Here is a 23,921-nt window from a genome sequence, read left to right on the forward strand (position 1 = left end):
TATAAAAGATACGAAATATGGCTATAAATAATGGCAATGAAAGGATGGAACCACGAAAATGGATGAAAACACACAGGCAAAATTTGCGGAGAAGGTAAAAGAACTCCTGAATATGGCGAAAAAGAAAAAGAATGTGCTGGAGTATCAGGAAATCAGTGACTTCTTCGCGGACATGCCTCTGGAAGAGGAACAGATGGAGAAGGTTCTGGAATATCTGGACCAGAACAACGTGGATGTATTGCGTATTACCGATGACGATGATGTGGACGATGAGGAGATCATTCTGACCGATGAGGATGAAGTGGATGTGGAAAATATCGACTTGTCCGTACCGGAAGGTGTCAGCATCGAAGATCCCGTACGTATGTATCTGAAAGAGATCGGTAAAGTTCCCCTGTTAAGTGCGGAGGAAGAGATCGAGCTGGCACAGCGGATGGAAGAGGGTGACCAGGAGGCGAAAAAGCGCCTGGCAGAGGCTAACTTACGTCTGGTGGTCAGCATTGCCAAAAGATATGTGGGCCGTGGAATGTTGTTCCTGGATCTGATCCAGGAAGGTAACCTGGGGCTGATCAAGGCAGTGGAAAAATTCGATTACCGTAAGGGATATAAGTTCTCTACCTATGCAACCTGGTGGATCCGTCAGGCAATCACCAGAGCGATCGCAGATCAGGCGAGAACCATCCGTATTCCCGTGCACATGGTGGAGACGATCAACAAACTGATCCGCGTGAGCAGACAGCTGTTGCAGGAGCTGGGAAGAGAACCGACTCCCGAAGAGATCGCAGCGGAGATGAATATGCCGGTAGACAGAGTGCGTGAGATCTTAAAGATCAGCCAGGAGCCGGTATCCTTAGAGACACCTATCGGTGAAGAGGAAGACAGCCACCTGGGCGATTTCATCCAGGATGATAATGTACCGGTGCCTTCCGATGCGGCAGCGTTTACGTTACTGAAGGAACAGCTGGTGGAAGTACTGGGTACTCTGACAGAGAGAGAGCAGAAGGTACTGCGTCTTCGTTTCGGACTGGATGACGGACGCGCACGTACGTTGGAAGAAGTAGGTAAGGAATTTAACGTTACCCGTGAACGTATTCGTCAGATCGAGGCCAAGGCATTGCGTAAACTGCGTCATCCCAGCCGCAGCCGCAAGCTGAAGGATTATCTGGATTAATGGCGGAGATCATATTATCTAATCGAATGCAGGCATTAACAGACATGGTCACTCCCGGCACTGTGATAACAGATGTGGGGTGTGACCATGGTTTTGTATCTGTCTATCTGGTGCAGAAGGGCATTTCCCCGAGAGTGATCGCCATGGATGTAAGGTCCGGACCGTTAGAACATGCCAGAGAGCATATCAGGGAGTACGGACTGGAGGACAGGATAGAGACAAGACTTTCTGACGGCCTGCACAGCCTGAAGACCGGAGAGGCTGCCGGGATGATCTGCGCCGGCATGGGTGGGCCTCTCATGGAGAAGATTCTTACCGAAGGAAGAGAACAGGCGAAAGGGTTTCGGGAACTGATCTTACAGCCCCAGTCGGAGATCCCGCATTTTCGGACATTTCTGATGGAAGAGGGATATCTTCTGATGGATGAGAATATCATCTACGAAGAAGGAAAATATTATTTTATGATGAAAGTGCGCTGGCTGGGCGAGATGTCGGAAGATGCGGTGAGAGCACAGGTGCGAGAGTCTTGGAAAGCGGATGACGCTGCATCCGGACTGGCTGGGCAGCTTGGTCCGATACTGTTGTACCGTAAGTGTCCGCTGCTTTTGAATTATGTAGAATGGCAGCTTGCGGAACATAGAAAGATCGCGAAGCGGCTGGAGCAGGAAGCAGATGCAGCGAATCCCAAAACGATGCGGCGCAGGCAGGAGATCGCAGAGGAGACTGCGCTGCTTACCCGGGCACTGGAGTGGTACGATAATGGTAAGGAACCGGATTGCATTTAGACAATAATACCTGCAAAAGGAGATTACAAAAGGACAGGGTGAGAAAAATGATCACAGTGAAGATAAACGGTGAAGAGAGACAATATCCCCAGGGGGCTACCTACGAAGATGTAGCCAATGATTACCAGAAGGAGTATGACAATCTGATCGCATTGGTAGCAAGAGACGGCAAGATCAGAGAACTGTTCAAAAAGCTGACGAGAGATTGTGAGATCACTTTTTTTACATTGAAAGACAACGTGGGGAATAAGACCTACGTCCGTTCTGCCACCATGCTTTTTTTGAAAGCAGTATTTGATGTGTTCGGAAGAGAAACGGTACAGAATTGTCGTGTAGAGTTTGCTATCGGGAACGGCTCCTACATCTCTCCCAAAGGGAAGATTAATGCGACAGAAGAAAATGCTGCAAAGATCCGTAACCGGATGCGGGAGCTGGTGGAGGCAAAGACACCTTTTCTGAAGAGATCTTATTCCCTGGATAATGCCATGGAACTGTTTCGAAGAGAGGGGATGAAGGATAAGGAAAAGCTGTTCCGTTACCGCAGAGGATCCTTCGTAAATATTTATGAAATGGACGGTTATTACGATTATTATTACGGCTACATGCTGCCTAATGCCGGCTATGTAAAGTGGTTCGACGTCATAGCGTATGAGGATGGATTTATGCTGTTGCTGCCGGATAAAAAAGATCCCACGCATGTTAAGCCGTTTCAAGAGAGAAAGCTGTTATTCCGGACGTTGAAAGAATCTGAGGAATGGGGGAAGGAGATCGGTATTGAGACTGTGGGTGATCTGAATGATCAGATCTGCCGTGGGTCGCTGAGTGAACTGATCCTGGTACAGGAAGCGCAGCAGGAGCGTAAGATCGGCGAGATCGCCAAAAGCATCGTAGACAGGGGCGGTGTGAAATTTGTCATGATCGCCGGACCTTCTTCTTCCGGTAAGACCAGTTTTTCCCATAGATTATCCATTCAGTTGAAGACCCTGGGGAAAACACCGCACCCCATTGCACTGGATGACTATTTCGTGAACAGAGAATTCACACCAAGGGATGAGAACGGTGATTACAATTTCGAATGTCTGGAAGCGATTGATGTAAAGCAGTTCAATGACGACATGTGCAGATTGTTAGCCGGTGAGCGTGTGGAGCTGCCTTCCTTTAACTTCAAGACCGGAAAGCGGGAATATAAGGGCAATTTCAAACAGCTGGGAAAGGATGATATCCTGGTCATTGAAGGAATCCACGGACTGAATGAGAAGACCTCCTATGCACTTCCCGAGGAAAGCAAATACAAGATATATATCAGCGCCCTGACCAATATCAATATTGATGAACATAACCGGATTCCCACTACGGACGGCAGACTGTTGCGTCGTATGATAAGGGATGCCAGAACCAGAGGCGCAGGAGCCCGACAGACGATTGACATGTGGGGATCTGTCCGCCGGGGCGAGGAGCAGAATATTTTCCCGTTTCAGGAGGATGCGGATGCGATGTTCAATTCCGTATTGATCTATGAACTGGCGGTATTGAAGCAGTTCGCAGAGCCGCTGCTGTTCCAGATCAACAAGGGCGAACCGGAATATTACGAGGCCAAGAGACTTCTGAAGTTCCTGGAATATTTCCTGGGTGTGACCAGTGAAAGCCTTCCCAATAATTCTCTGTGCAGAGAATTTGTGGGAGGTAGCTGTTTTAACGTGTAAACTATTCAGAGTAGCGCAATTCTGCTGCACAGGCGTCGAATGCTTGCATTCGTAAGACTGTGCAGCAGAATTGATGCTACGAAGTAACCACATGAGCAAAAAGTAAGCATCGTGAGATGCGGTTTTGCGAATGTGGTTCTGAATAGTTTACACGGCTACCGGCGCAAACATCCCTGACAGGCGTCGAATGCTTGCATTCGTAAGACTGTGTGGCAGAATTGATGCTACGAAGTAACCACATGAGCAAAAAGTAAGCATCGTGAGATGCGGTTTTGCGAATGTGGTTCTGAATAGTTTACACGGCTACCGGCGCAAACATCCCTGACAGGCGTCGAATGCTTGCATTCGTAAGACTGTGCGGCAGAATTGATGCTACGAAGTAACCACATGAGCAAAAAGTAAGCATCGTGAGATGCGGTTTTGCGAATGTGGTTCTGAATAGTTTACACGAATCCCCCTTGACTTTTTCATAGTAGAACAGCTATAATCGAACAGGTGTAAGTAAGATAGACGATCGCGGCTGCTTTATGCAGGTGAGGAAAGTCCGGGCTTCACAGGGCAGGATGCCAGATAACGTCTGGTGGAGGTGACTCCAAGGCTAGTGCAACAGAGATATACCGCCGGCTTTATGCCGGTAAGGGTGGAAAGGCAGTGTAAGAGACTACCGTCCGGCTGGTAACAGACGGAGCCATGTAAACCCCATCCGAAGCAAGACCAAACAGAGAACAATAGACCGGCCCGGTCTGTTTTCAGGTAGGTCGCTTGATGCGGCTGGTGACAGTCGTACTAGATAGATGATCGTCATATACAGAACTCGGCTTATATTTTGCTTACACTTTTCGAGAAAAATGCGGACTGCGGGATGCGGTCCGTCTTTTATTTACAGGAAGGATATATGAGAAAAATAATCATTATTTTGTGTTGCGTTCTGGTATTTACCGGATGCGGCGCAGCACCACAACAGAATACTGTGACGGATACGGAAGTTCCTTCCGGTACAGAAGAAATCCTGCCGGATCTCTCCGGGATAGAAATGCCGGACGAGATTCCGCAGGAGCTGACGGAGACCGACCTGCGGATTATGCGATCCATCGTAAAAGTTCAGGCTGGAGATCTCTATGGAAGCGGGGTCATCTACGACGCAGACGAGGAATCTGTTCTGATCCTGACGGCGGGACATGTGCTGGACCAAAATACCGGAGAGATCCTGGTGACTTTTCCGGATGATACACAGGACCGGGCTGCACTGCGTGCAATAGCGGTAAACAGTGATCTTGCTTTTCTGCGGGTAGATAAGACGGAACTGGATCCGGATGGAGAGTATCCAACCGTTGCTACCGACAGAGAACGTTTTGATCAGCTGGAGGTCTATGAGGATGTATGGATGTACGGCGGGGACAATACCAAACCGATTTATGCGTTTGTAGTAAATCCCTGGATCTATGTGGAAGACTTCGAACAGTATATGCTTCTCCTGCAGGGACTGCCGGAGCCCGGAATGTCGGGCGGAGGTGCCTTCACGGAGGACGGAGTATTCTTAGGGATCCTGTGCGGCGCGGATGAAGAAGGAAAAGTGGCTGTGGTTCCTTACAGTATCATTGAGAGCGAGCGGGCAGGACTTGACAATCCGTGAAATATGATAGAAAATAAAAAAGATGGGTTTTAAACCCAGATTGGAGGAAAATACAATGACGAAAATAGATGTAGTATCCGGTTTCCTGGGTGCCGGCAAGACCACCCTGATCAAAAAGTTATTAAAGGAAGCATTGGACGGCAGCAAGACCGTTCTGATCGAGAATGAATTCGGTGAGATCGGTATCGACGGCGGATTTTTAAAAGAAGCCGGTATCGAGATCAAGGAGATGAATTCCGGTTGTATTTGCTGTTCTCTGGTAGGTGACTTCGGTACTTCCCTGAAGGAAGTCATCAGCACCTACGCTCCCGAGCGAATCCTGATCGAGCCTTCCGGTGTCGGCAAGCTGTCCGATGTCCTGAAGGCTGTGGAGAATGTGGCAGGTGATCTGGATGTGGAGATCAATAGTGCAGTAGCAGTGGTAGATGCATCCAAGTGCAAGATGTATATGAAGAACTTCGGCGAATTCTTCAGCAACCAGATCGAATATGCCGGGACCATTATCTTAAGCAGAACCGATAAGGTTGACCAGGCGAAGCTGAATGCCTGCGTGGAGATGATCCGTGAGCATAATGACAAGGCAACCATCATCACCACACCGTTAGCGCAGTTGGACGGCAAGGAAGTACTCAAGACCATCGAAGGTGCTGACAAGCTGGAAGATATGATGAAGGAAATGTTAGAGCACATCCATGACGATCACGATGAGGACGAGTGCTGCGGTCACGATCATGACCACGAACATCATCATCACGATCATGACCACGAACATCATCATCACGACCATGACCATGAGCACCATCATGAACATGACGAGAACTGCACCTGCGGTTGTCATGACCATGACCACCATCATCACCATCATGCAGACGAAGTGTTCACCAGCTGGGGTATTGAGACACCCAACACTTACAGCGCAGAGGACATCGAGAAGATCCTTACCGCTCTGGACAGTGGAGAGTACGGTGCTATCCTGCGTGCTAAGGGTATGGTACCTGCTCCCGACGGAACCTGGGTATATTATGATTATGTTCCCGAAGAACATGACATCAGAAGCGGTAAGCCGGAAGTCACCGGCAAGATCTGTGTCATCGGTTCCAGACTGGACGAGGACAAGCTGGCAGAATTGTTCCGCAAGTAAGTTGGCAGGACATATTTTGTATGCAGCAGGAACAGTAGGATAAATAGAGAAAGGTATGAATTATGACAAAACCGGTCTATATCATAAATGGTTTTCTGGAGAGCGGTAAGACAGAATTTATCACATTTACATTAGGACAGCCGTATTTCCAGATCAAGGGCAGGACCCTGCTCATCCTCTGCGAAGAGGGCGAGAATGAGTACGATCCCGCACTTCTTAAAAAAAGCCGTACGGATGTGGTAATGATCGAAGAGGAAGAGGAGTTCAATCCGAATCATCTGATCGAACTGGAGAAGCAGTATAAGCCCGCCCGTATCATTATTGAGTATAACGGCATGTGGAACTTCAAGAATATGAAGCTTCCCTGGTACTGGAAAGTGGAACAGCAGATCACGACCATCGACGGCTCCACCTTCCCCATGTACTATACCAACATGAAGTCGTTGCTGGCTGAGATGATCCGTAAGTCTGAGATGATCATTTTCAACCGTTGCGACGGCATCCAGGATCTGAATGTATACAAGCGTAACATCAAGGCAGTCAATCCTGCCGCAGATGTGATCTTCGAGGACTCTAACGGTGAGATCGACGAGATCTTCGAGGAGGATCTGCCCTATGATCTGAGCCAGGATCCCATCGTACTGGACAACCAGGGCTACGGCATCTGGTATCTGGATTCCATGGATCACCTGGAGCGTTACGTGGGTAAAAATATCCAGTTCCTTGCCATGGTATTAAAGCCCGAGGAATATCCCGACGGTTATTTCGTACCGGGACGCATGGCAATGACCTGTTGTGCCGAGGATATGGCATTCTTAGGTTATGCCTGCGAGTATGCAGGCACGAAAGACCTGAAGCAGAAGGAATGGGTCAAGGTGACAGCAAAGGTTGCTAAAGAATACTTTGCAGACTATAAGGGAGAGGGTCCCGTACTTCATGCCATCAGCGTGGAGAAGGCAAAGGCTCCCAAGGATCCCGTGATCAGTTTTAATTAGAAAGGATCAGCTCTATGAAAAAGAATCCCATAAAGAGCGACCTGCGGGAGACAACAGCAGGAAAAGTGACATTTCTTTTCCTGCTGTTTTTGTATACCGGGGTCATGTTATATCTGTTCTGGATGGAATGCTATCAGGTGCCGGGATTCCAGTCGGATATGCCGGACTATGTGAATAAGGTGGCAGGCATTGCGGGGAATTATGAATTCCCCTATCCGATCCTGTTCTGGACTGCCAGACTTTCCGCATGGCTGATCGGAGCGAAGGCTGCAATGGCGGTCACCACGGCGCTTTTTAACCTGGCAGCAGTGATCATCACGAAGTACTATATGAACCGTGAGATCCGTAAAAACAGTCATTATGAAACTTTGTCACATAAAAAGCAGGTCATGACCGACATTGTGGTGACACTGCTTGTGTTTGCTCTGTTTCTGCTGTCGAATCTGTATTCGCCCAAAAATACGGCATTTTTCGGCTTTGATTATGCATACCGCTGCATGGGCATTTATACACCGAATCCTTTCTGGAATGCCACTTACCTGGCAACCAGACCCTTTGCGATTATCTGCTTTTTTGAGACGGTAAAGGTATTATCGGAATATCAGAGGGATTTTCAGTGGAAGAACTGTACGCTGTTTGCAGTCAGCCTCTTGCTGACGACCATGACCAAACCGAGCTTCACTATGGTGGTGGTGCCTCTGATCGGTCTGATCCTGCTGGTGCAGCTGATCGCAAGCCGCGGAAAAAGCTTTCGCAATGCGTTCTGTCTATGTGTGACCATGATACCTACGGGGATAGCCCTGCTGTATCAGTTCTCCGGAATCTTTACCGGGACGAATGCCATGGGGGAGGAGACCGGGATCGCCATCGGCTTTGCCAAAGTATGGAGTAATTATTCCAAAAGTATCCCGTTGAGTATTGTTATGGGTATGGCATTGCCTATTGGTGTCCTTTTCCTGAATCTGCTGTTTGATCTGAAAAGTATAAAGCAGAACAGGTATTACTGGTTTGCGTGGTTAAATTATCTTGCATCAACCTTGATGTTCTTAGTCTTCTATGAAAAGGGCTTCCGCATGATGCATGCGAACTTTTCCTGGGGATATATGCACGGTATGTTTTTCGTATTCCTGATGACACTGATCGTTATGGTGAAAAATATCCGGGAATGGTGGAAGAGCTGGAAAGTGATCTTCGTGATCGGAGAGATCGCGGTATTTTTCTACCATCTGGTGTGTGGTGTGAATTTCCTGATGTATGCTGTTATGGGGAATGATCTGGCCGGTTTTTAGATGCCGGGGGGTAAGGCAGAGCATGTAGAAAGCTTATCGTGACAGACAAGATACGAAAAATGCAAAAGTTACATAAGATACTATGAGAAAGGAGAGTATTTCATGAGTATGAGCATAGTAGCCGGTCTTCTGATTCCTTTTTTGGGGACGACTGCAGGGGCAGCCTGCGTCTTTTTCCTGAAAAAACAGATTAGCGGCAACATTCAGAGAATATTTACCGGATTTGCTGCCGGTGTCATGGTGGCAGCTTCGGTGTGGTCTTTACTGATACCTGCCATGGATATGTGTGAAGAGATGGGAAAGCTTGCATTTCTTCCCGCAATGACCGGCTTTTTGATCGGTATTGTTTTTTTGTTGTTCATCGATAGTCTGGTGCCCCATCTGCATGTGGGCAGTGAGGCTCCGGAGGGACATAAGAGCAGCCTGAACCGTACGGCTATGCTGATGTTAGCCGTGACCATTCATAATTTCCCCGAGGGTGCGGCTTGTGGTGCTATTTTTGCCGGCGTGCTGAGTGGTGACGGAACGGTTACCATGGCAGGCGCCCTGACGCTGGCTATCGGTATTGCCATTCAGAATTTCCCGGAGGGAGCTATTATCTCCCTGCCCCTTCGCAGTGAGGGTAACAAGCGGAGCAGATCCTTCGCACTGGGCGTGCTGTCCGGAGCGGTGGAACCGGTGGGCGCAATACTTGCCATTGCACTGGCAAGCATTGTGACACCGATTCTTCCGTATATGCTGGCATTTGCCGCAGGTGCCATGATCTATGTGGTCGTGGAGGAGCTCATTCCGGAAGCCAGTGAGGGAGAGCATTCCAACCTGGGAACCATTGCCTTTGCGATTGGTTTTGCATTGATGATGATGTTGGATGTGGCACTGGGATAATGTGAACAGGGTAACATTTGCAAAAGCAAAGTAAGAATAGTAGGAAGGGTGTACGGGAATGTCCGTGGAAAATGAAAAAGAAATACAACAGCTCAAAAACCGGATCCGTGAACTGGCAGATAAATCCTACAACCAGAACCAGTACACTTTTACCGGATTCTTAGGACTGGCGGAGCAGGATGCCCTGTGGCAGGTGGAACGGGAAGTGAAGTTCGCAGGGATCACCTTATACGGCGGCAGGGAAGAGGCAGAGCGGAAGATCCTTCGCTTCGGCAGTGAGGCGGAGCTGGGCTATGAACAGCCCTTTCCTATCTGCTGTATCCGGATCAGACCTCTATCCGCGAAATTTGCAGACAAGCTGTCCCACAGGGATTATCTGGGGGCACTGATGAATCTTGGTATTGAACGCAGCACCATCGGCGATATTCTGCCGGGAGAGGGCGAAGCTTTTTTGTTCTGTCAGGATACCATTGCGGAATTTATTTGTGATAATCTGGAGCAGATCCGCCACACCCACGTGAGGTGTGAGGTGGTGGATGCGGCGGCAGAAGTACCGCAGGAAGAACCGGTGCGTCAGGTCATTCAGGTGGCAAGTCCACGTGTCGATGCTGTCATTTCCAAGGTATATAATAAATCCAGAAGTGACTGCCTGGAGTTGTTCCGGGCGGGAAAGGTATATGTAAACGGCAGGCTGTGTGAAAATAATTCCAAGTCCCTGGAGGCGGGGGATGTGGTAAATGCCAGAGGCTACGGTAAATTCCGTATAAGTGGTGAACCCCATGCCACGAGGAAGGGGAAGCTTGCCATAGAGGCGGAGGTATATCCGTAGGGAAGTATTTCCGTAGCGGTTCGGTCATGAGAGGATAGTTACCTTGCTTGTAAGGAAAACCGAAGAACAAAAGGAGGTTAAACAGTGTATCATTATACTGCGATTCAATGGTTATTTTTCTTTTATTTTTACTGCTTTTTCGGTTGGTGTTTTGAATCCACATATGTATCCATAAAGAGCAGGAAATTAGTTAATAGGGGGTTCATGCGCGGACCGTTCCTGCCGCTGTACGGCAGCGGCGCCATCATGATGCTAGTCGTGTCCATGCCGTTCAAGGATAATCTGGTGCTGGTCTACATCGCCGGATGTATCGGGGCCACGGTGCTGGAGTATGTCACAGGCGTGACCATGGAGGCATTATTTAAAGTCAGATACTGGGACTATTCCAAGAATAAGTTCAATTTCCAGGGACATATCTGCCTGGGGTCCTCGCTGGCATGGGGTGGTCTGACGATCCTGATGACGGAGTTTATCCATAAGCCCATTGAACATCTGGTATTGTCCATTCCGGACAGTATCCTCACTTCGGTGACACTGCTGCTGACGGCGCTGATCGGTGCGGATTTCGCGTTGTCCTTCAAGGCAGCCCTGGATCTGCGGGACGTACTGGAGAAGATGGAGAAGGCCAAGGAAGATATGCTTCGTATCCAAAAGAGACTGGATGTCATCATTGCTGTGACCAGTGAGGATCTGGAGAATCGTAAGGAAGGCTTCAGCGATAGTCTGGCACAGAAGAAGGAAGACTTTACTGCAAGTATTACCACCAGAGTGGAGGACCTGAAGTCCAACATTGAGGGCAAGCTGGAGGGCTTCCGCACTTCCGCACAGAAATCTCCCAACCAGTATCTGGAAAGCGTGAAGAACGAGGTCGCCGAGTTGCGGCAGAAGTACACCAGAAGCGTGGCAGACAGAGAGAATGTCAGCAGCTTACGAGATTTTTTCCAGCGTGACATGATCCGTTCTAACCCTACCATGAGTTCTGAGAAATTCAAGGAAGCCCTGGAAGAATTAAAACAGCATTCCAACAAGAAAAACTAATACAGAATAATACAGAATACGTAACAACGAAGTCTGGAGCCGATCACTTTCTGCACCGAAAGTGACCGGCTTTTCTGTTGTAAAATACATTCTGCAACTGCCAGCCTTAAACAAATCTTAAAGGTTTTTCCTGTTTTTTATTAATCGTTAATCTGTTACAATAAATTCATCAGCGGGACATCTGTGGACAAAGCAGATGTTCTGGCAGCGTAAGGGAAAGCTCCTTGCGCATGAAGTGTCCGGGCTGCATCCACCGGCACAGAAATGAGGGAGAGTATGTACAATATATTGATCTGTGATGATGAGAAGGATATCGTAAACGCGTTAAAGATATACTTGAATGACAGCAATTACTATTTTTTAGAAGCTTTCGACGGGGAGGAAGCCGTGCATGTGGTAGAGACGAAAGAGGTGCACCTGGTACTGATGGACATTATGATGCCGAAGCTGGACGGCATACAGGCGATGTTAAAGATCCGGGAGAAGAGTAACGTGCCGGTGATCCTGCTGACAGCCAAGGGTGAGGATTCAGACAAGGTGCTGGGACTTACGGTAGGAGCGGATGACTATATCACGAAGCCGTTTAATCCCATCGAGGTATCTGCCAGGGTGAAATCACAGCTGCGGCGTTATATGCAGCTGGGTGGCGGAAGTGTGCGGCCGGATGTGATCAGAGTCGGAGGTATTGAACTGGATGACAAGGAGAAACGGGTGACGCTGGACGGTGAACCGGTAGCACTGACGCCTACGGAATATGATATTTTAAAGCTGTTGATGCAGAATCCGGGGCAGGTATTTTCTCCGAGAGAGATTTATTCTAGGATCTGGAATGATCTGCCGCTTGGCAGCGAGAATACCGTGGCAGTGCATATCCGGCATTTGAGGGAAAAGTTAGAGATCAACCCGGCGGAACCCAGATATCTGAAGGTGGTCTGGGGACAGGGTTACAAGTGCGAGAAACAGGGATAAAAGCAGGCAGGACAGCGGAGCTGCTCTGGGAAATAAGGAGACAGGAGCATGGATAATAAGGAAGAAAATAGCAGGAACACAGAACAGGACAGAGTGGATAATCCGGTGGAAAATACAGTGAGTACGACGGTAGAACCAGCGTTGTCAGAGAATAAAAGCGAACGGAAAAAAAGAGAAAAAGCCGAGAAAAAAAAGAATGCGCCGGCACAGGGAAACAGTCTGTTGGGCAGCACACTGGTCAAGGTCGTGGCATTTGTTCTGATGATCGCTGCCGCAATTGTGGGGGTGTTGGGACTCTATGGTACCTGTATGCTTGCAGACAGTGAAGCGTATTCCTCCGGTAAAACGATGTTTATCCATGATCAGCTGTTGTATCGGCAGGTCAACCAGGATCTGTATCAGATACGCGACTGGTATGAGAATGAGAGCTGGCAGACCATGGAAGCCTATTGCAGACAGAGGAACATCTGGGCGAAGGTGGAGTGCTACGATCTGGATACGGATGAATTCCTGGGAGAATGGAAGAACGAGGACTTTGTAGACAAGACAAATGATCTGACCTACCGGCTGGAGTCCCAGGTGTGGCATAGTAAGGATAACACCTATATCAACACGGAAGATGCATCTGCCTCTGATGGCTATGAAAGTTATGGAAGCTCTGAAAGCTCTGATATCATGGAACTTGCGCCATCTATTGATACCGGGTCTGATGTGGAAAGCATAACGGCAGCGGAGCAGGAAGCCCTTTCCTCCGGCAATCTGGAGAAATATCTGGATCTGGGGGACAGCGTATCCTTAGGTGGAGAGATTTATGTGCCGGTTGAGCGGGCGGAACGATATGCAAAATGGATGATCAAGGATGCCTTAAGTGAGACAGAATGGACAGAACGGCTGCAGGCGGAGGATGCAGAGAAAACATTAGCAGAACGCGACCTGCGTATTGTGGTTACCCTGACAGTGAATCCCAGCCTGCCGAAGGAAGACGAATATGCCCTGATCTATCATCAGGCAGAACAGTTTTATGATAACCGAAATGTGATCCCCGTGGTATGCTGTGCGGGAACGATACTGGCATTATTATGCTTTATCTTCCTGTTGTGCAGTGCCGGACATAAGAATGGCAGGGAGGGTATTACCCCCAGTGCGATCCATGAGATCCACCTGGATGTGTATACAGTGGTCGTTGCCATTGGAGCTTTTACCGGTCTGTACCTGGCTTTTGGATGGATCGGTATGAACCCAAGCATGATCAATCTGATCGTGCTGGTGGTACTGTTTGCCGCAGAGGTGATATGGTGCACCCTGTATTTCATGGAGCTGGCCATCCGCCTGAAAATGGGAAAATGGTGGCAGAATACGATCCTGTATAGAGTGTTCCGGTTCTTCGGAAGATTCTGCAAGAGAGTTTTCCGCGGTATTGTGAAATTGATCCGTGGGATTCCTATGGTATGGAGAACAGCACTTTTGTGCCTTGCAGTCTGCGTGGTAGAGTTTTTCGGTTTAATACTGTTTTATAATGATACAGATGTATTACTCTTTTTCTGGGCCATAGAGAAATTTATTCTGTGCGGTGCGATTACTTTTGTGGCATTGATGTGCAAAGAACTGCAGGAGGGCAGTGAAGCATTGGCGGACGGAGATCTGAATTATAAGCTGGATACCTCCCATATGGTATTGTCCTTCAAGGAGCACGGAGAGAATCTGAACCGCATCGGCGAGGGAATTTCCGCAGCCGTGGAGCAGAGGATGAAGAGTGAACATCTGAAGACGGAGCTGATCACGAATGTGTCCCATGACATAAAGACCCCGCTGACTTCCATTATCAATTATGCGGATCTCATCGGAAAAGAAGTGTCCGGTGATGTGAAGGATACCGGAGACGGTGCCGGTACAGAGACTGCACAGGAGAGAGAACAGCATATATCGGAGTATGCCGAGGTCCTGCTGCGTCAGTCCCAGAAGTTGAAAAAGCTACTGGATGATCTGTTGGAGGCATCCAAAGCTACCACCGGCAATCTGGAGGTCCATCCGGAGGTCTGCGATGTGTCGGTATTGTTGTCACAGGCGGTGGGGGAATACGAGCAGCGCTTTTCTGAAAAAAAGCTGGAGACCATCGTAAAACAGCCGGAGGAGACCGTGAAGGTCATGGCGGATGGCAGACATCTGTGGAGGGTGTTCGACAATCTGTTAAACAATATTTACAAATATGCCCAGGCAGGAAGCCGTGTCTATCTGAATGTAGAGCATGACGGACAGAATGCGAACATCATTTTCCGGAACATGTCGGCCTACCCGCTGGAGATGTCACCGGAGGAGCTGGAAGAGCGGTTCACCAGAGGGGACAGATCCCGCCATATGGAGGGCAACGGACTGGGACTGTCCATTGCCAAGAGCCTGACGGAGCTGCAGAAGGGCGATATGGAGATCGTTACGGACGGTGACCTGTTCAAGGTGGTGATCACGCTACCGGAGACGGTGTAAACTGTTTTTACGAATACGAGCACTCGACGAAACTCTGAGAAAATTAATCTGACTCTGAATAATTATAAATTTTCTAAAAATAGTATTGACAAAACGGAAAAGAAAGATTATTCTTAGACACATAAACAACATTCATAAGTTTACCAAACCTGTGAGGAAGAGTAGTAAGCCTTAGGGAATTTTACAGAGAGCCGTGGGTGGTGGGATCACGGTAAAGGAACTTTCGCCGAATGGACTTCCGAGGCTGGCCCGAGAACAGATCAGTTTTAGGCGTCAGCGGGATTCGGACCCGTTATCAAGCCGATGGATATGATAGTATCCAGAGAAAAGTGGACATAATTCGTAAGGAATTGTCAAATTGAGTGGCACCACGATGATGAGCAGGAGCTTATTACCGTCTCAAATGTATAGGAATATACATTTGGGGCGGTTTTCTTTTTTATTCGGGGTTCAGTAATCTTATGAGCAAACTAATTTCAATTGCGTGGATACGCAGAAAGAGAGGAATAAGATTATGAAGAAGAGAATTTTAGCAGCAGTATTAACCGCAGTTATGGCAATGGGTGCCCTCACCGGATGTGGCAGCACTGGAAGCAAGGATAACTACACTATCGGTATTATGCAGTACGCCGTACACGGATCCTTGGATAACTGTCGTGAAGGATTTTTACAGGGACTTGCCGAAGAAGGCATCGTAGAGGGTGAGAACCTGACGATCGAATATGTCAATGCACAGGCAGACAACGGAACCTCCGCCATGACAGCCAGCAATTTCGTAAGTAAGAAAGTAGATATGATCTGTGCCATTGCAACTCCTTGCGCCATGGCAGCATATAATGCTACAATGAATACAGATATTCCCGTGATCTACACCGCAGTATCCGATCCTGTGGAAGCAGGTCTTGCCAATGAAGACGGTACTCCCGTAGGCAACATCACCGGTACTTCCGATGCGTTAGCAGTAGATGCACAGTTAAAAATGATCCGTGAGGTACTTCCCGAAGCGAAGACCATTGGTATCATCTACACTACCAGCGAAGCAAACTCCATCAGCACCATCGCAGAGTACAAGGCTCTGGCAGGCAACTACGGATTTGAGATCGTGGACAGCGGTGTTACCGCAATGTCTGAGGTGGCTCTGGCAGCAGCGGATGTCGCATCCAAGGTAGACTGCATTACCAACCTGACCGACAATACCGTAGTAAGTGCATTGCAGACCGTACTGGATGAGGCTAATAAAGCAGGCATCCCGGTATTCGGTTCTGAGGTAGAGCAGGTTAAGGCAGGCTGCGTGGCATCCATGGGTCTGGAATATATCGAGCTTGGCAAGCAGACCGGTAAGATGGCAGCGAAAGTCCTGAAGGGAGAGGCAAAGGCTTCTGAATTGAACTTCGAAGTGATCTCCGAGCCCAGCCTGTATGTGAACTTCGCAGCAGCAGAGAAGATCGGTCTGGAATTACCTGAGAACTACAAGACTGATGCTTACCAGTCCTTTGATGAGATCGTGGTACAATAGGAGGTTTTTATGGCACTATTATTAAGCGTACTGGAACAAGGAATGATTTACGGCATCCTGGCACTGGGTGTTTACATTACCTATAAAATACTGGATTTCCCGGATCTCACGGTCGATGGCAGCTTCCCCTTTGGGGCTGCCATCACTGTGCGTCTGATCAACGGCTTCGGCGTACCGGCGATCCTCACTCTTCCCATTGCGTTCCTCGGCGGAGCACTGGTGGGAATCTGTACCGGACTGATCCATGTGAAATTAAAAGTCAGAGACCTGCTCTCCGGTATCATCATGATGACCGGTCTGTATACCATCAATCTGTGGGTGGCAGGCTCCGGCTATGTAGCTATTTTTGATAAGGAAAATATTTTCAACAACAGCTTTGTGAATAGTATTACCCCGGGCTTTTTGGTAAATTTCAAAAATGTGATCATTATTTTCCTGATCACCATGGTAGCAAAATATCTGTTAGACTGGTACATGAGCACCAAGTCCGGATTTTTACTTCGTGCCGTAGGTGACAATGATACCATCGTTACCAGCCTCGGCGTGGACAAAGGACTGGTGAAGATCGTGGGTCTGTCTATTGCCAACGGTCTGGTATCCTTAAGCGGCTGCATCTATGCACAGCAGCAGAGAAGCTTTGAGATCTCTATCGGAACCGGTGCGGTAGTTATTGGTCTTGCCAGTGTGATCATCGGCACCAGCCTGTTCAAGAAGGTAACATTCTTCCGTGTGACCAGCAGCGTAGTGGTAGGATCCATTTTGTATAAGGCATGTGTGGCAGTTGCCATGTTCGCAGGCATCAGCCCCAACGCCATCAAGCTGATCACAGCAGTCCTGTTCCTGATCATTCTCGTGATCAGCATGGACAGAAAGAAGGTGAAAGCATGCTAGAGCTTATCAATATCAATAAAAATTACAATCCCGGTTCGGTCAACGAGCTGTGTCTGTTCAAGGATTTCAATCTTACGGTAAAGGACGGAGAATTCGTATCTGTCGTAGGAAGTAATGGTTCCGGTAAGACTTCCATGCTGAATATCATCTGCGGAAGCATTGCGGTGGATAGCGGCAAGATCCTGATCAACGGAGAAGATATTACAAAACAGAAGGATTATATCCGTCAGCGCCGGATCGGCAGAGTCTATCAGGATCCCTCCAAGGGAACCTGCCCCAGCATGACGATCCTGGAGAACATGTCCATTGCGGAGAATAAGGGCAAGCCGTATAATCTGGGACGTGGTGTAAATAAAGCAAAACTGGAAACTTATCGTGAGATGTTACGACCTCTGAATTTAGGTCTGGAGGATAAGATGGGCGTGCAGGTCGGTTCCCTCTCTGGAGGACAGAGACAGGCGCTGGCACTGCTCATGGCGACTATGACACCGATTGATTTTCTGATCTTGGATGAGCATACCGCAGCGTTGGATCCTAAGACTGCGGAGATCATCATGGAACTCACCGACCAGGTCGTGAAAGAGAAGAAAGTGACCACCATTATGGTCACTCATAACCTCCGCTATGCTGTGGAGTACGGCAACCGTCTGATCATGATGCATGAAGGAAAAGCAATCCTGGATAAGGCTGGCGAAGAGAAGAAGAGCATTAACACGGAAGAGATTATGGGAATCTTCAATAAGATCAGTGTAGAATGCGGTAACTAAATTGAAAGTTACGCTAGCAATGAGCCGCGCATAGGCAAAATAAGAACCGTGATTGGGAGCTTGCTCACAAATCACGGTTTTTATTTTTGCCGTGATGCGGCGAACGCCGCGATATGAAATAAGATTAGAAGCGTCTTTTGCTGGCAATCTTATGAATAGCGTGGCTCATTGCAGATGCCATCTGCCACCCGGGGAGATCTGTTTGTATTAAAAACACCATTTTCTGCTAAAAAAATACAAAAACAGGAGATTTTGCCATGTAAAAAGCTGTTATTTTCGCTGAGCGTGCAAAATGAAGAAATTCCGTACAAAAATTCCTGATTTAGAAGTTTTTTTGTACGGATTTTGCTATTTTGATGCGATTTTCACCAAAGCAATAGAAAGAACGCTACGCGGCTGTTTCGCTAACTCTCTGTTGTAGGACAAACATATTACTGCCCGGAAAGTGATTTTAGAAACCCAAGCGGTATTTTTATCGAAGAATCCATGAAAACGTTCTAAAAATTACTGCTTCGGATAGGACGCTTCCATTCCGGCAGTAAATACCAGTCGCTGTAAAAGAAAATCGCATTAAATTTACTGCTTATAAAGCACAAAATGGATTTTAGGCAGTAAAGATCGGAACATCAAAACAAAAATACCACCCAGGAAGACAACAAAGTCATCCGGGTGGTATTTCACTAACTTTCAATTTATTTCTTTTCTGGGCGTAGATTTTCTAATACTTCATCCGGTACATACAGCTTCCCCCAGCCGGTTCCGAGGTCGATCTTGGGCTTGTTGGCGCCGTGGAAGTCGGAGCCGCCGCTGATCTTCAGATTATATTTGGCGGCAAGTCCGCGGATCTGGCGTTCCTCGGCGGTAGTGTAGGTGCTGTAAATGGCTTCGATGCCCACGAGGCCGATCTTTTTCAATTCTGCTACGAGAGTATCCAGACGATCATCGCTCATGTGATAGAGGATCGGATGTGCCAGCACCGGTACGCCGCCGGCCCCCAGGATCAGTTCCACAGCCTGAGCGGGTGTCACCTTTTCCCTCGGAACAAAGCAGGGACAGTGATCGCCTACGTAGCGGTCAAATGCTTCCTTCATGCTCTGGATATAGCCGTGGGAGAGGAGATATCTTGCAAAATGAGCCCTGGTGATAACCGCACCGGGGAATTCCGCCAGAAGTGCCTCGTAAGTAATGTCAATGCCATGCTCTCTTAGAAGCGCACACATTTTTTCATTGCGGTTCTCGCGGGAACGAATGAAATCTTCTAAATAATGAGCAAACTCCGGCTGGCGGTAATCAATGAAAAGGCCAACCATGTGGATATCTTTGCCCTGATATTCCGTAGACAGTTCAATACCGGGAATGATCTCAGGCACCTGGGGTACGGGTGCATCAGACGGGGATGCCGCCTGTACCTGCCGCAGTTCTTCAGCATACCGGATCGCCCGGTCCAGTCCGTTTACGGTATCATGATCCGTGAGGGCGAAGGCACGCAGACCCCTTTCCATCGCGTAATCGACTAATTCCTCCGGGGTGTAAGTACCGTCGGAGCAGGTGGAATGCACATGTAAATCAACCATACAAAAGCTCCTTTCAAAAAATGGATGTCGGAAATTCCGGCATCCATTTTATTCGTCTTAGTTCTCGTCGTCTTCGGTCTGTGCGGTGAATACGGTTCGTTTTCTTGCCATTTCATCGCTTGCCAGGTACTCATCGTAGGTAGTGATCTTGTCTACCAGGCTGCCATTCGGCAGAATCTCGATGATACGGTTGGCAGTGGTCTGTACGAACTGGTGGTCATGACAGGAGAACAGTGCCACACCGGGGAACTTGATCAGACCGTTGTTCAGCGCGGTGATGGACTCCATGTCCAGATGGTTAGTGGGCTCATCCAGGATCAGACAGTTGGCGCCGCTGATCATCATCTTGGACAGCAGGCAGCGAACCTTCTCACCACCGGAGAGGATGCGGACTTTCTTCACACCGTCTTCGCCGGCAAACAGCATACGTCCCAGGAAACCACGGACATAAGTGGCATCCTTTACGGGAGAGTAACCGGTCAGCCAGTCGGCGATGGTCATATCATTGTCGAACTCTGCGGTATTATCCTTCGGGAAGTAGGACTGGGAAGTGGTAACACCCCACTTGTAGGTTCCCTCGTCCGGCTCGATCTCTCCGGCAAGGATCTGGAACAGAGTGGTCTTCGCCAGTTCGCAGCTTCCTACGAAAGCCACCTTGTCTTCACGACCCAGAGTAAAGGAGATGTCATCTAACACCTTTTCTCCGTTGATGGTCTTGGACAGATGCTCCACAGCCAGTACTTCGTTACCGATCTCACGCTCGGGGCGGAAGTCGATATAGGGATATTTTCTGCTGGAGGGCTTAATGTCATCCAACTCAATTTTTTCCAGGGCACGTTTTCTGGAAGTAGCCTGCTTGGATTTGGAAGCATTTGCGGAGAAACGGGAGATGAACTCCTGTAATTCCTTGATCTTTTCTTCCTTTTTCTTATTGGCTTCTTTCATCTGCTTCACCAGCAGCTGGCTGGATTCATACCAGAAGTCATAGTTACCGGCATACAGCTGGATCTTGCCGTAGTCGATGTCGGCGATCTGGGTACATACCTTGTTCAGAAAATAACGGTCATGGGATACCACGATAACGGTATTCTCAAAATCGATCAGGAAATCCTCCAGCCATGCGATTGCATCCAGATCCAGATGGTTGGTAGGCTCGTCGAGCAGTAGAATGTCGGGGTTACCGAACAGTGCTTTGGCTAACAGGACCTTCACCTTCAGACTGCCGTCTAAATCTTTCATGAGAGAGTAGTGGAACTCGGTGCCGATGCCCAGACCGTTTAACAGCATGGCGGCATTGGATTCTGCTTCCCAACCGTCCATCTCAGCGAATTCTGCTTCCAGTTCGCTGGCACGGATGCCGTCCTCATCACTGAAATCTTCCTTGGCATAGATGGCATCCTTTTCCTTCATGATCTGGAAGAGACGCGCGTTACCCATGATAACGGTATCCATAACCACATTCTCGTCGTATTTGAAATGATCCTGCTCCAACACGGAGAGACGCTGACCGGGGGTGATGACGATATCACCTTTGGTGGTGTCCAGCTGACCGGACAGGATCTTCAAAAAGGTGGATTTACCGGCACCGTTGGCTCCAATGAGTCCGTAACAGTTGCCCTCGGTAAACTTGATGTTGACATCTTCGAATAATGCTTTCTTACCCACACGGTAAGTTACGTTGTTTGCACTGATCATTCTAAAAACCTCTTCTTATTTATATGCGTTACAAAGTCACTTCTTCCATTATACATAAAAACCCACATATTTCAAGGAGAAAGTGCGATTTTACTCCCGGAGATTGCGCGTGGCATTCTATTCTGATAAAATAGAATTATTAACTTGGGAGGTTTTCTTATGGAGACAAAATTAAATTACAAAAGAACGTTTCTGATCGGACTGGCTTTTCTTAGCATCTGTTCCTTCTGGCAGATGTATGACAACATCATCCCCCTGATCCTGCAGAATACCTATCATCTGGGTGAAACCATGACGGGAGCGGTGATGGCACTTGACAATGTGCTGGCGATCTTTCTGTTGCCGGTGTTCGGTATGCTGTCAGATAAGGTACATACGAAGCTTGGCAGAAGAATGCCCTTTATCGTGGCAGGTACGATCCTGGCGGTAATTTTCATGATGCTGTTGCCGATGATCGACAATGCGGAAAAAGCAAGATGGAGCACCGGAGAGTCCTTCAGTAACCAGGTGATCTTCCTGGCGGTGCTGTTTTTCACTCTGGTTTCCATGGGACTGTATCGTTCCCCGGCGGTAGCACTGATGCCGGATGTAACCCCGAACCATCTGCGCAGCCGTGCCAATGCGGTGATCAACCTCATGGGAGCTGTGGGCGGTGTCTATGCTCTGATCATGATCAAGGTATTAGTGGGAAAAGGTGAGACACCAGACTATCTGCCCCTGTTCGCAAGTATCGCAGCAGTCATGGCGATCGCTGTGGGAATTCTTGTGATCACTATCCGGGAAAATAAGCTGCGGGAAGAAGTAGAGAAGGCAGAGGGGGTAAATACAGAAAAAGTAGAAGAAAAAGCGATTGCAGAGGGTGTGGAAGCTGCCGGAGAGATCGAAGCGGTAGCGGATATGGAGCAGAGTGGTGCAACCGGAAAAGTCAAGGGTATGCCCAAGGAAGTGAAGCGCAGTATGTATTTCATGCTGGCGTCCATTTTCTTATGGTTTACCGCTTATAATGCCGTGACCACAGCCTTTTCCCGCTATACGAAGGTAGTATGGAAGATGGAGGGCGGAAGCTTCGCCAACTGTCTGATGGTAGCGACGGTAGCTGCTATTCTGAGCTATATTCCCATTGGAAACATCTCTGCGAAGATTGGTCGTAAGAAGACTATCATGGGCGGTGTCCTGCTGATGGCAGCCTGCTATGGATCCGCGATTTTTGCCAGAGAATATCACCCCATCGTCAATGCGGCATTTGCCCTGATCGGTGTGGCATGGGCCGCCATCAATGTGAATTCCTATCCGATGATCGTGGCCATGAGCAGTGGCAGTGATGTGGGAAAATTCACCGGAACCTATTATACGTTCTCCATGGCAGCGCAGATCCTGACTCCGGTACTCTCCGGATTCCTGTTGGAAAACGTGTCCTATAACACCCTGTTTCCCTATGCCCTGTTCTTCTCCCTGATAGCATTCCTTACTATGACACAGGTACGTCACGGCGATGTGAAGCCCAAGAAGAAGGAGAGTATTCTGGAGAACTTTGATGTAGATGATTGATACGGCTGATGAATGCAATAGATAATAAATCGTTATAAAATCTTTAGAAATAGCTACTTGAAAATTACAGGGCAGTGGATTAAAGTAAGATGCAGGCAAAAGTATGCATGCCAATCAACACATAAGATAGAAGGTTAATGTAATGAATATTTTAGGAATTATAGTGCTCTGTATTTTGATCCTGGTGATTCTTTATTTCCTGATGATCATGCCCCGGATGGCACATAAGCCCGATACGGCTTGCTTTAAGGAATGGCTCTATGCTCACAGAGGTCTGCATGACAATGCCACGGAGGCTCCGGAGAACTCCATGGCAGCATTCCGCAAGGCAGTGGATGCAGGCTTCGGTATCGAACTGGATATTCAGCTGACGAAGGATAGGATTCCCGTGGTGTTCCATGATTTTACCTTAAAAAGAGTCTGCGGCGGCGAAGGAAAAATCTGTGATTACACTTATGAGGAATTGCAGCAGTTCCATCTGTGTGAGTCCACGGAGAAGATCCCGAAGTTCGAGGATGTGCTTAAGATGGTGGACGGAAAAGTACCTCTGATCGTGGAGTTCAAGATCGAGCGTACCGACCTGTCCCTGTGCCCTATTGCGGATAAGATGCTTCGGGCCTACAAGGGAATGTACTGCATGGAGTCCTTTAATCCGCTGGGAGTGCGGTGGTATCGTAAGAATCATCCGGAACTGGTGCGCGGACAGCTGTCCGATGCTTTCCTGAAGGAAGGAGAGTATGTGGGAGTATTGTATTTTATCCTGCAGAATCTGCTGTTGAACTTCGTGACGAAGCCGGATTTCGTGGCATACAATCATCATTATCCCGAGATCCTGTCAAGAAAGCTTTGCAGAGGCCTGTATCATAATACCGCAGCGGCCTGGACTATCAAGAGCCAGCAGGAGCTGGATGAAGCGAGAAAGCATTTCGATATCTTTATCTTTGACAGTTTCGTGCCTGAGGTGAGAAAGTAGCAGAAAAAATCATGTATACAAAAGAAAATCTGAAACCA

At 48.3% G+C, this 23,921-nt stretch carries 19 protein-coding genes and 1 other RNA gene; 18 read left to right on the plus strand and 2 right to left on the minus strand.

Features of this window, described 5'->3' with window-relative positions; translation table 11 throughout:
• Positions 1-58: 58 nt before the first annotated feature.
• From rpoD to FYJ59_RS01340, 16 genes are all read left to right on the plus strand, one after another.
• Positions 59-1,171: an RNA polymerase sigma factor RpoD gene (gene rpoD / locus FYJ59_RS01265; protein ID WP_118546459.1), complete on the plus strand. Its 1,113-nt coding sequence runs from the start codon at positions 59-61 to the stop codon at positions 1,169-1,171.
• On the plus strand, positions 1,171-1,956 hold the full coding sequence (locus FYJ59_RS01270; protein WP_148445343.1) for a class I SAM-dependent methyltransferase: 786 nt from the start codon (positions 1,171-1,173) through the stop codon (positions 1,954-1,956). Before rpoD ends, FYJ59_RS01270 begins: the two co-directional genes overlap by 1 nt.
• Positions 1,957-2,003: 47 nt before the next feature.
• Positions 2,004-3,659, plus strand: coding sequence for a nucleoside kinase (locus FYJ59_RS01275; protein ID WP_154494939.1), 1,656 nt, complete (start codon positions 2,004-2,006; stop codon positions 3,657-3,659).
• A 498-nt stretch (positions 3,660-4,157) separates the two neighbouring features.
• An RNA gene (gene rnpB / locus FYJ59_RS01280) (RNase P RNA component class A) lies at positions 4,158-4,496 on the plus strand.
• 58 nt (positions 4,497-4,554) lie between these two features.
• Positions 4,555-5,292 (plus strand): S1 family peptidase, encoded by a 738-nt coding sequence (locus FYJ59_RS01285; protein ID WP_205839419.1) that lies wholly within the window; start codon positions 4,555-4,557, stop codon positions 5,290-5,292.
• Between the two features lie 55 nt (positions 5,293-5,347).
• The gene (locus FYJ59_RS01290; RefSeq protein WP_154494941.1) at positions 5,348-6,433 is read left to right on the plus strand and encodes a CobW family GTP-binding protein; all 1,086 of its coding nucleotides are present in this window, start codon (positions 5,348-5,350) and stop codon (positions 6,431-6,433) included.
• Positions 6,434-6,495: 62 nt separating this feature from the next.
• Positions 6,496-7,428, plus strand: a complete 933-nt coding sequence (locus tag FYJ59_RS01295; RefSeq protein WP_154494942.1) for a TIGR03943 family putative permease subunit — start codon at positions 6,496-6,498, stop codon at positions 7,426-7,428.
• Between the two features lie 14 nt (positions 7,429-7,442).
• Positions 7,443-8,717, plus strand: coding sequence for a hypothetical protein (locus FYJ59_RS01300; RefSeq protein ID WP_154494943.1), 1,275 nt, complete (start codon positions 7,443-7,445; stop codon positions 8,715-8,717).
• Between the two features lie 108 nt (positions 8,718-8,825).
• Entirely contained in the window at positions 8,826-9,602 is a 777-nt protein-coding gene (locus tag FYJ59_RS01305; protein WP_154495022.1) for a ZIP family metal transporter, read from the plus strand.
• Positions 9,603-9,660: 58 nt separating this feature from the next.
• Positions 9,661-10,431, plus strand: coding sequence for a YlmH/Sll1252 family protein (locus FYJ59_RS01310; RefSeq protein ID WP_154494944.1), 771 nt, complete (start codon positions 9,661-9,663; stop codon positions 10,429-10,431).
• 84 nt (positions 10,432-10,515) lie between these two features.
• Entirely contained in the window at positions 10,516-11,469 is a 954-nt protein-coding gene (locus tag FYJ59_RS01315) for a putative ABC transporter permease (RefSeq protein WP_328597184.1), read from the plus strand.
• Between the two features lie 276 nt (positions 11,470-11,745).
• A complete protein-coding gene (locus FYJ59_RS01320) occupies positions 11,746-12,438 on the plus strand; it encodes a response regulator transcription factor (RefSeq protein ID WP_154494945.1) in 693 nt (230 codons plus the stop codon).
• A gap of 48 nt (positions 12,439-12,486) precedes the next feature.
• Positions 12,487-14,919 carry a sensor histidine kinase gene (locus FYJ59_RS01325; protein ID WP_154494946.1) on the plus strand — a complete coding sequence of 811 codons (2,433 nt, stop codon included), beginning with the start codon at positions 12,487-12,489 and terminating at the stop codon, positions 14,917-14,919.
• Between the two features lie 514 nt (positions 14,920-15,433).
• Positions 15,434-16,435: an ABC transporter substrate-binding protein gene (locus FYJ59_RS01330; RefSeq protein WP_022154475.1), complete on the plus strand. Its 1,002-nt coding sequence runs from the start codon at positions 15,434-15,436 to the stop codon at positions 16,433-16,435.
• 9 nt (positions 16,436-16,444) lie between these two features.
• Positions 16,445-17,326, plus strand: coding sequence for an ABC transporter permease (locus FYJ59_RS01335; RefSeq protein WP_022154474.1), 882 nt, complete (start codon positions 16,445-16,447; stop codon positions 17,324-17,326).
• The gene (locus FYJ59_RS01340; RefSeq protein ID WP_154494947.1) at positions 17,320-18,093 is read left to right on the plus strand and encodes an ABC transporter ATP-binding protein; all 774 of its coding nucleotides are present in this window, start codon (positions 17,320-17,322) and stop codon (positions 18,091-18,093) included. The genes FYJ59_RS01335 and FYJ59_RS01340 overlap by 7 nt, the downstream gene beginning before the upstream one ends.
• Before the next feature lie 692 nt (positions 18,094-18,785).
• On the opposite strand, the gene FYJ59_RS01345 is transcribed toward FYJ59_RS01340, so the two are convergent.
• Complete coding sequence (locus tag FYJ59_RS01345; RefSeq protein ID WP_154494948.1) at positions 18,786-19,667, minus strand: PHP domain-containing protein; 882 nt, start codon at positions 19,665-19,667, stop codon at positions 18,786-18,788.
• 57 nt (positions 19,668-19,724) lie between these two features.
• Complete coding sequence (locus FYJ59_RS01350) at positions 19,725-21,362, minus strand: ABC-F family ATP-binding cassette domain-containing protein (RefSeq protein ID WP_148445306.1); 1,638 nt, start codon at positions 21,360-21,362, stop codon at positions 19,725-19,727.
• A 159-nt stretch (positions 21,363-21,521) separates the two neighbouring features.
• On the opposite strand from FYJ59_RS01350, the gene FYJ59_RS01355 reads away from it, so the two are divergent.
• Entirely contained in the window at positions 21,522-22,910 is a 1,389-nt protein-coding gene (locus FYJ59_RS01355) for an MFS transporter (RefSeq protein WP_154494949.1), read from the plus strand.
• A 142-nt stretch (positions 22,911-23,052) separates the two neighbouring features.
• Complete coding sequence (locus FYJ59_RS01360) at positions 23,053-23,883, plus strand: glycerophosphodiester phosphodiesterase family protein (RefSeq protein ID WP_154494950.1); 831 nt, start codon at positions 23,053-23,055, stop codon at positions 23,881-23,883.
• The last annotated feature ends 38 nt before the right edge of the window (positions 23,884-23,921 follow it).

Origin of the sequence: Waltera intestinalis, assembly GCF_009695995.1 — a bacterium.
Lineage (GTDB): Bacteria > Bacillota > Clostridia > Lachnospirales > Lachnospiraceae > Acetatifactor > Acetatifactor intestinalis.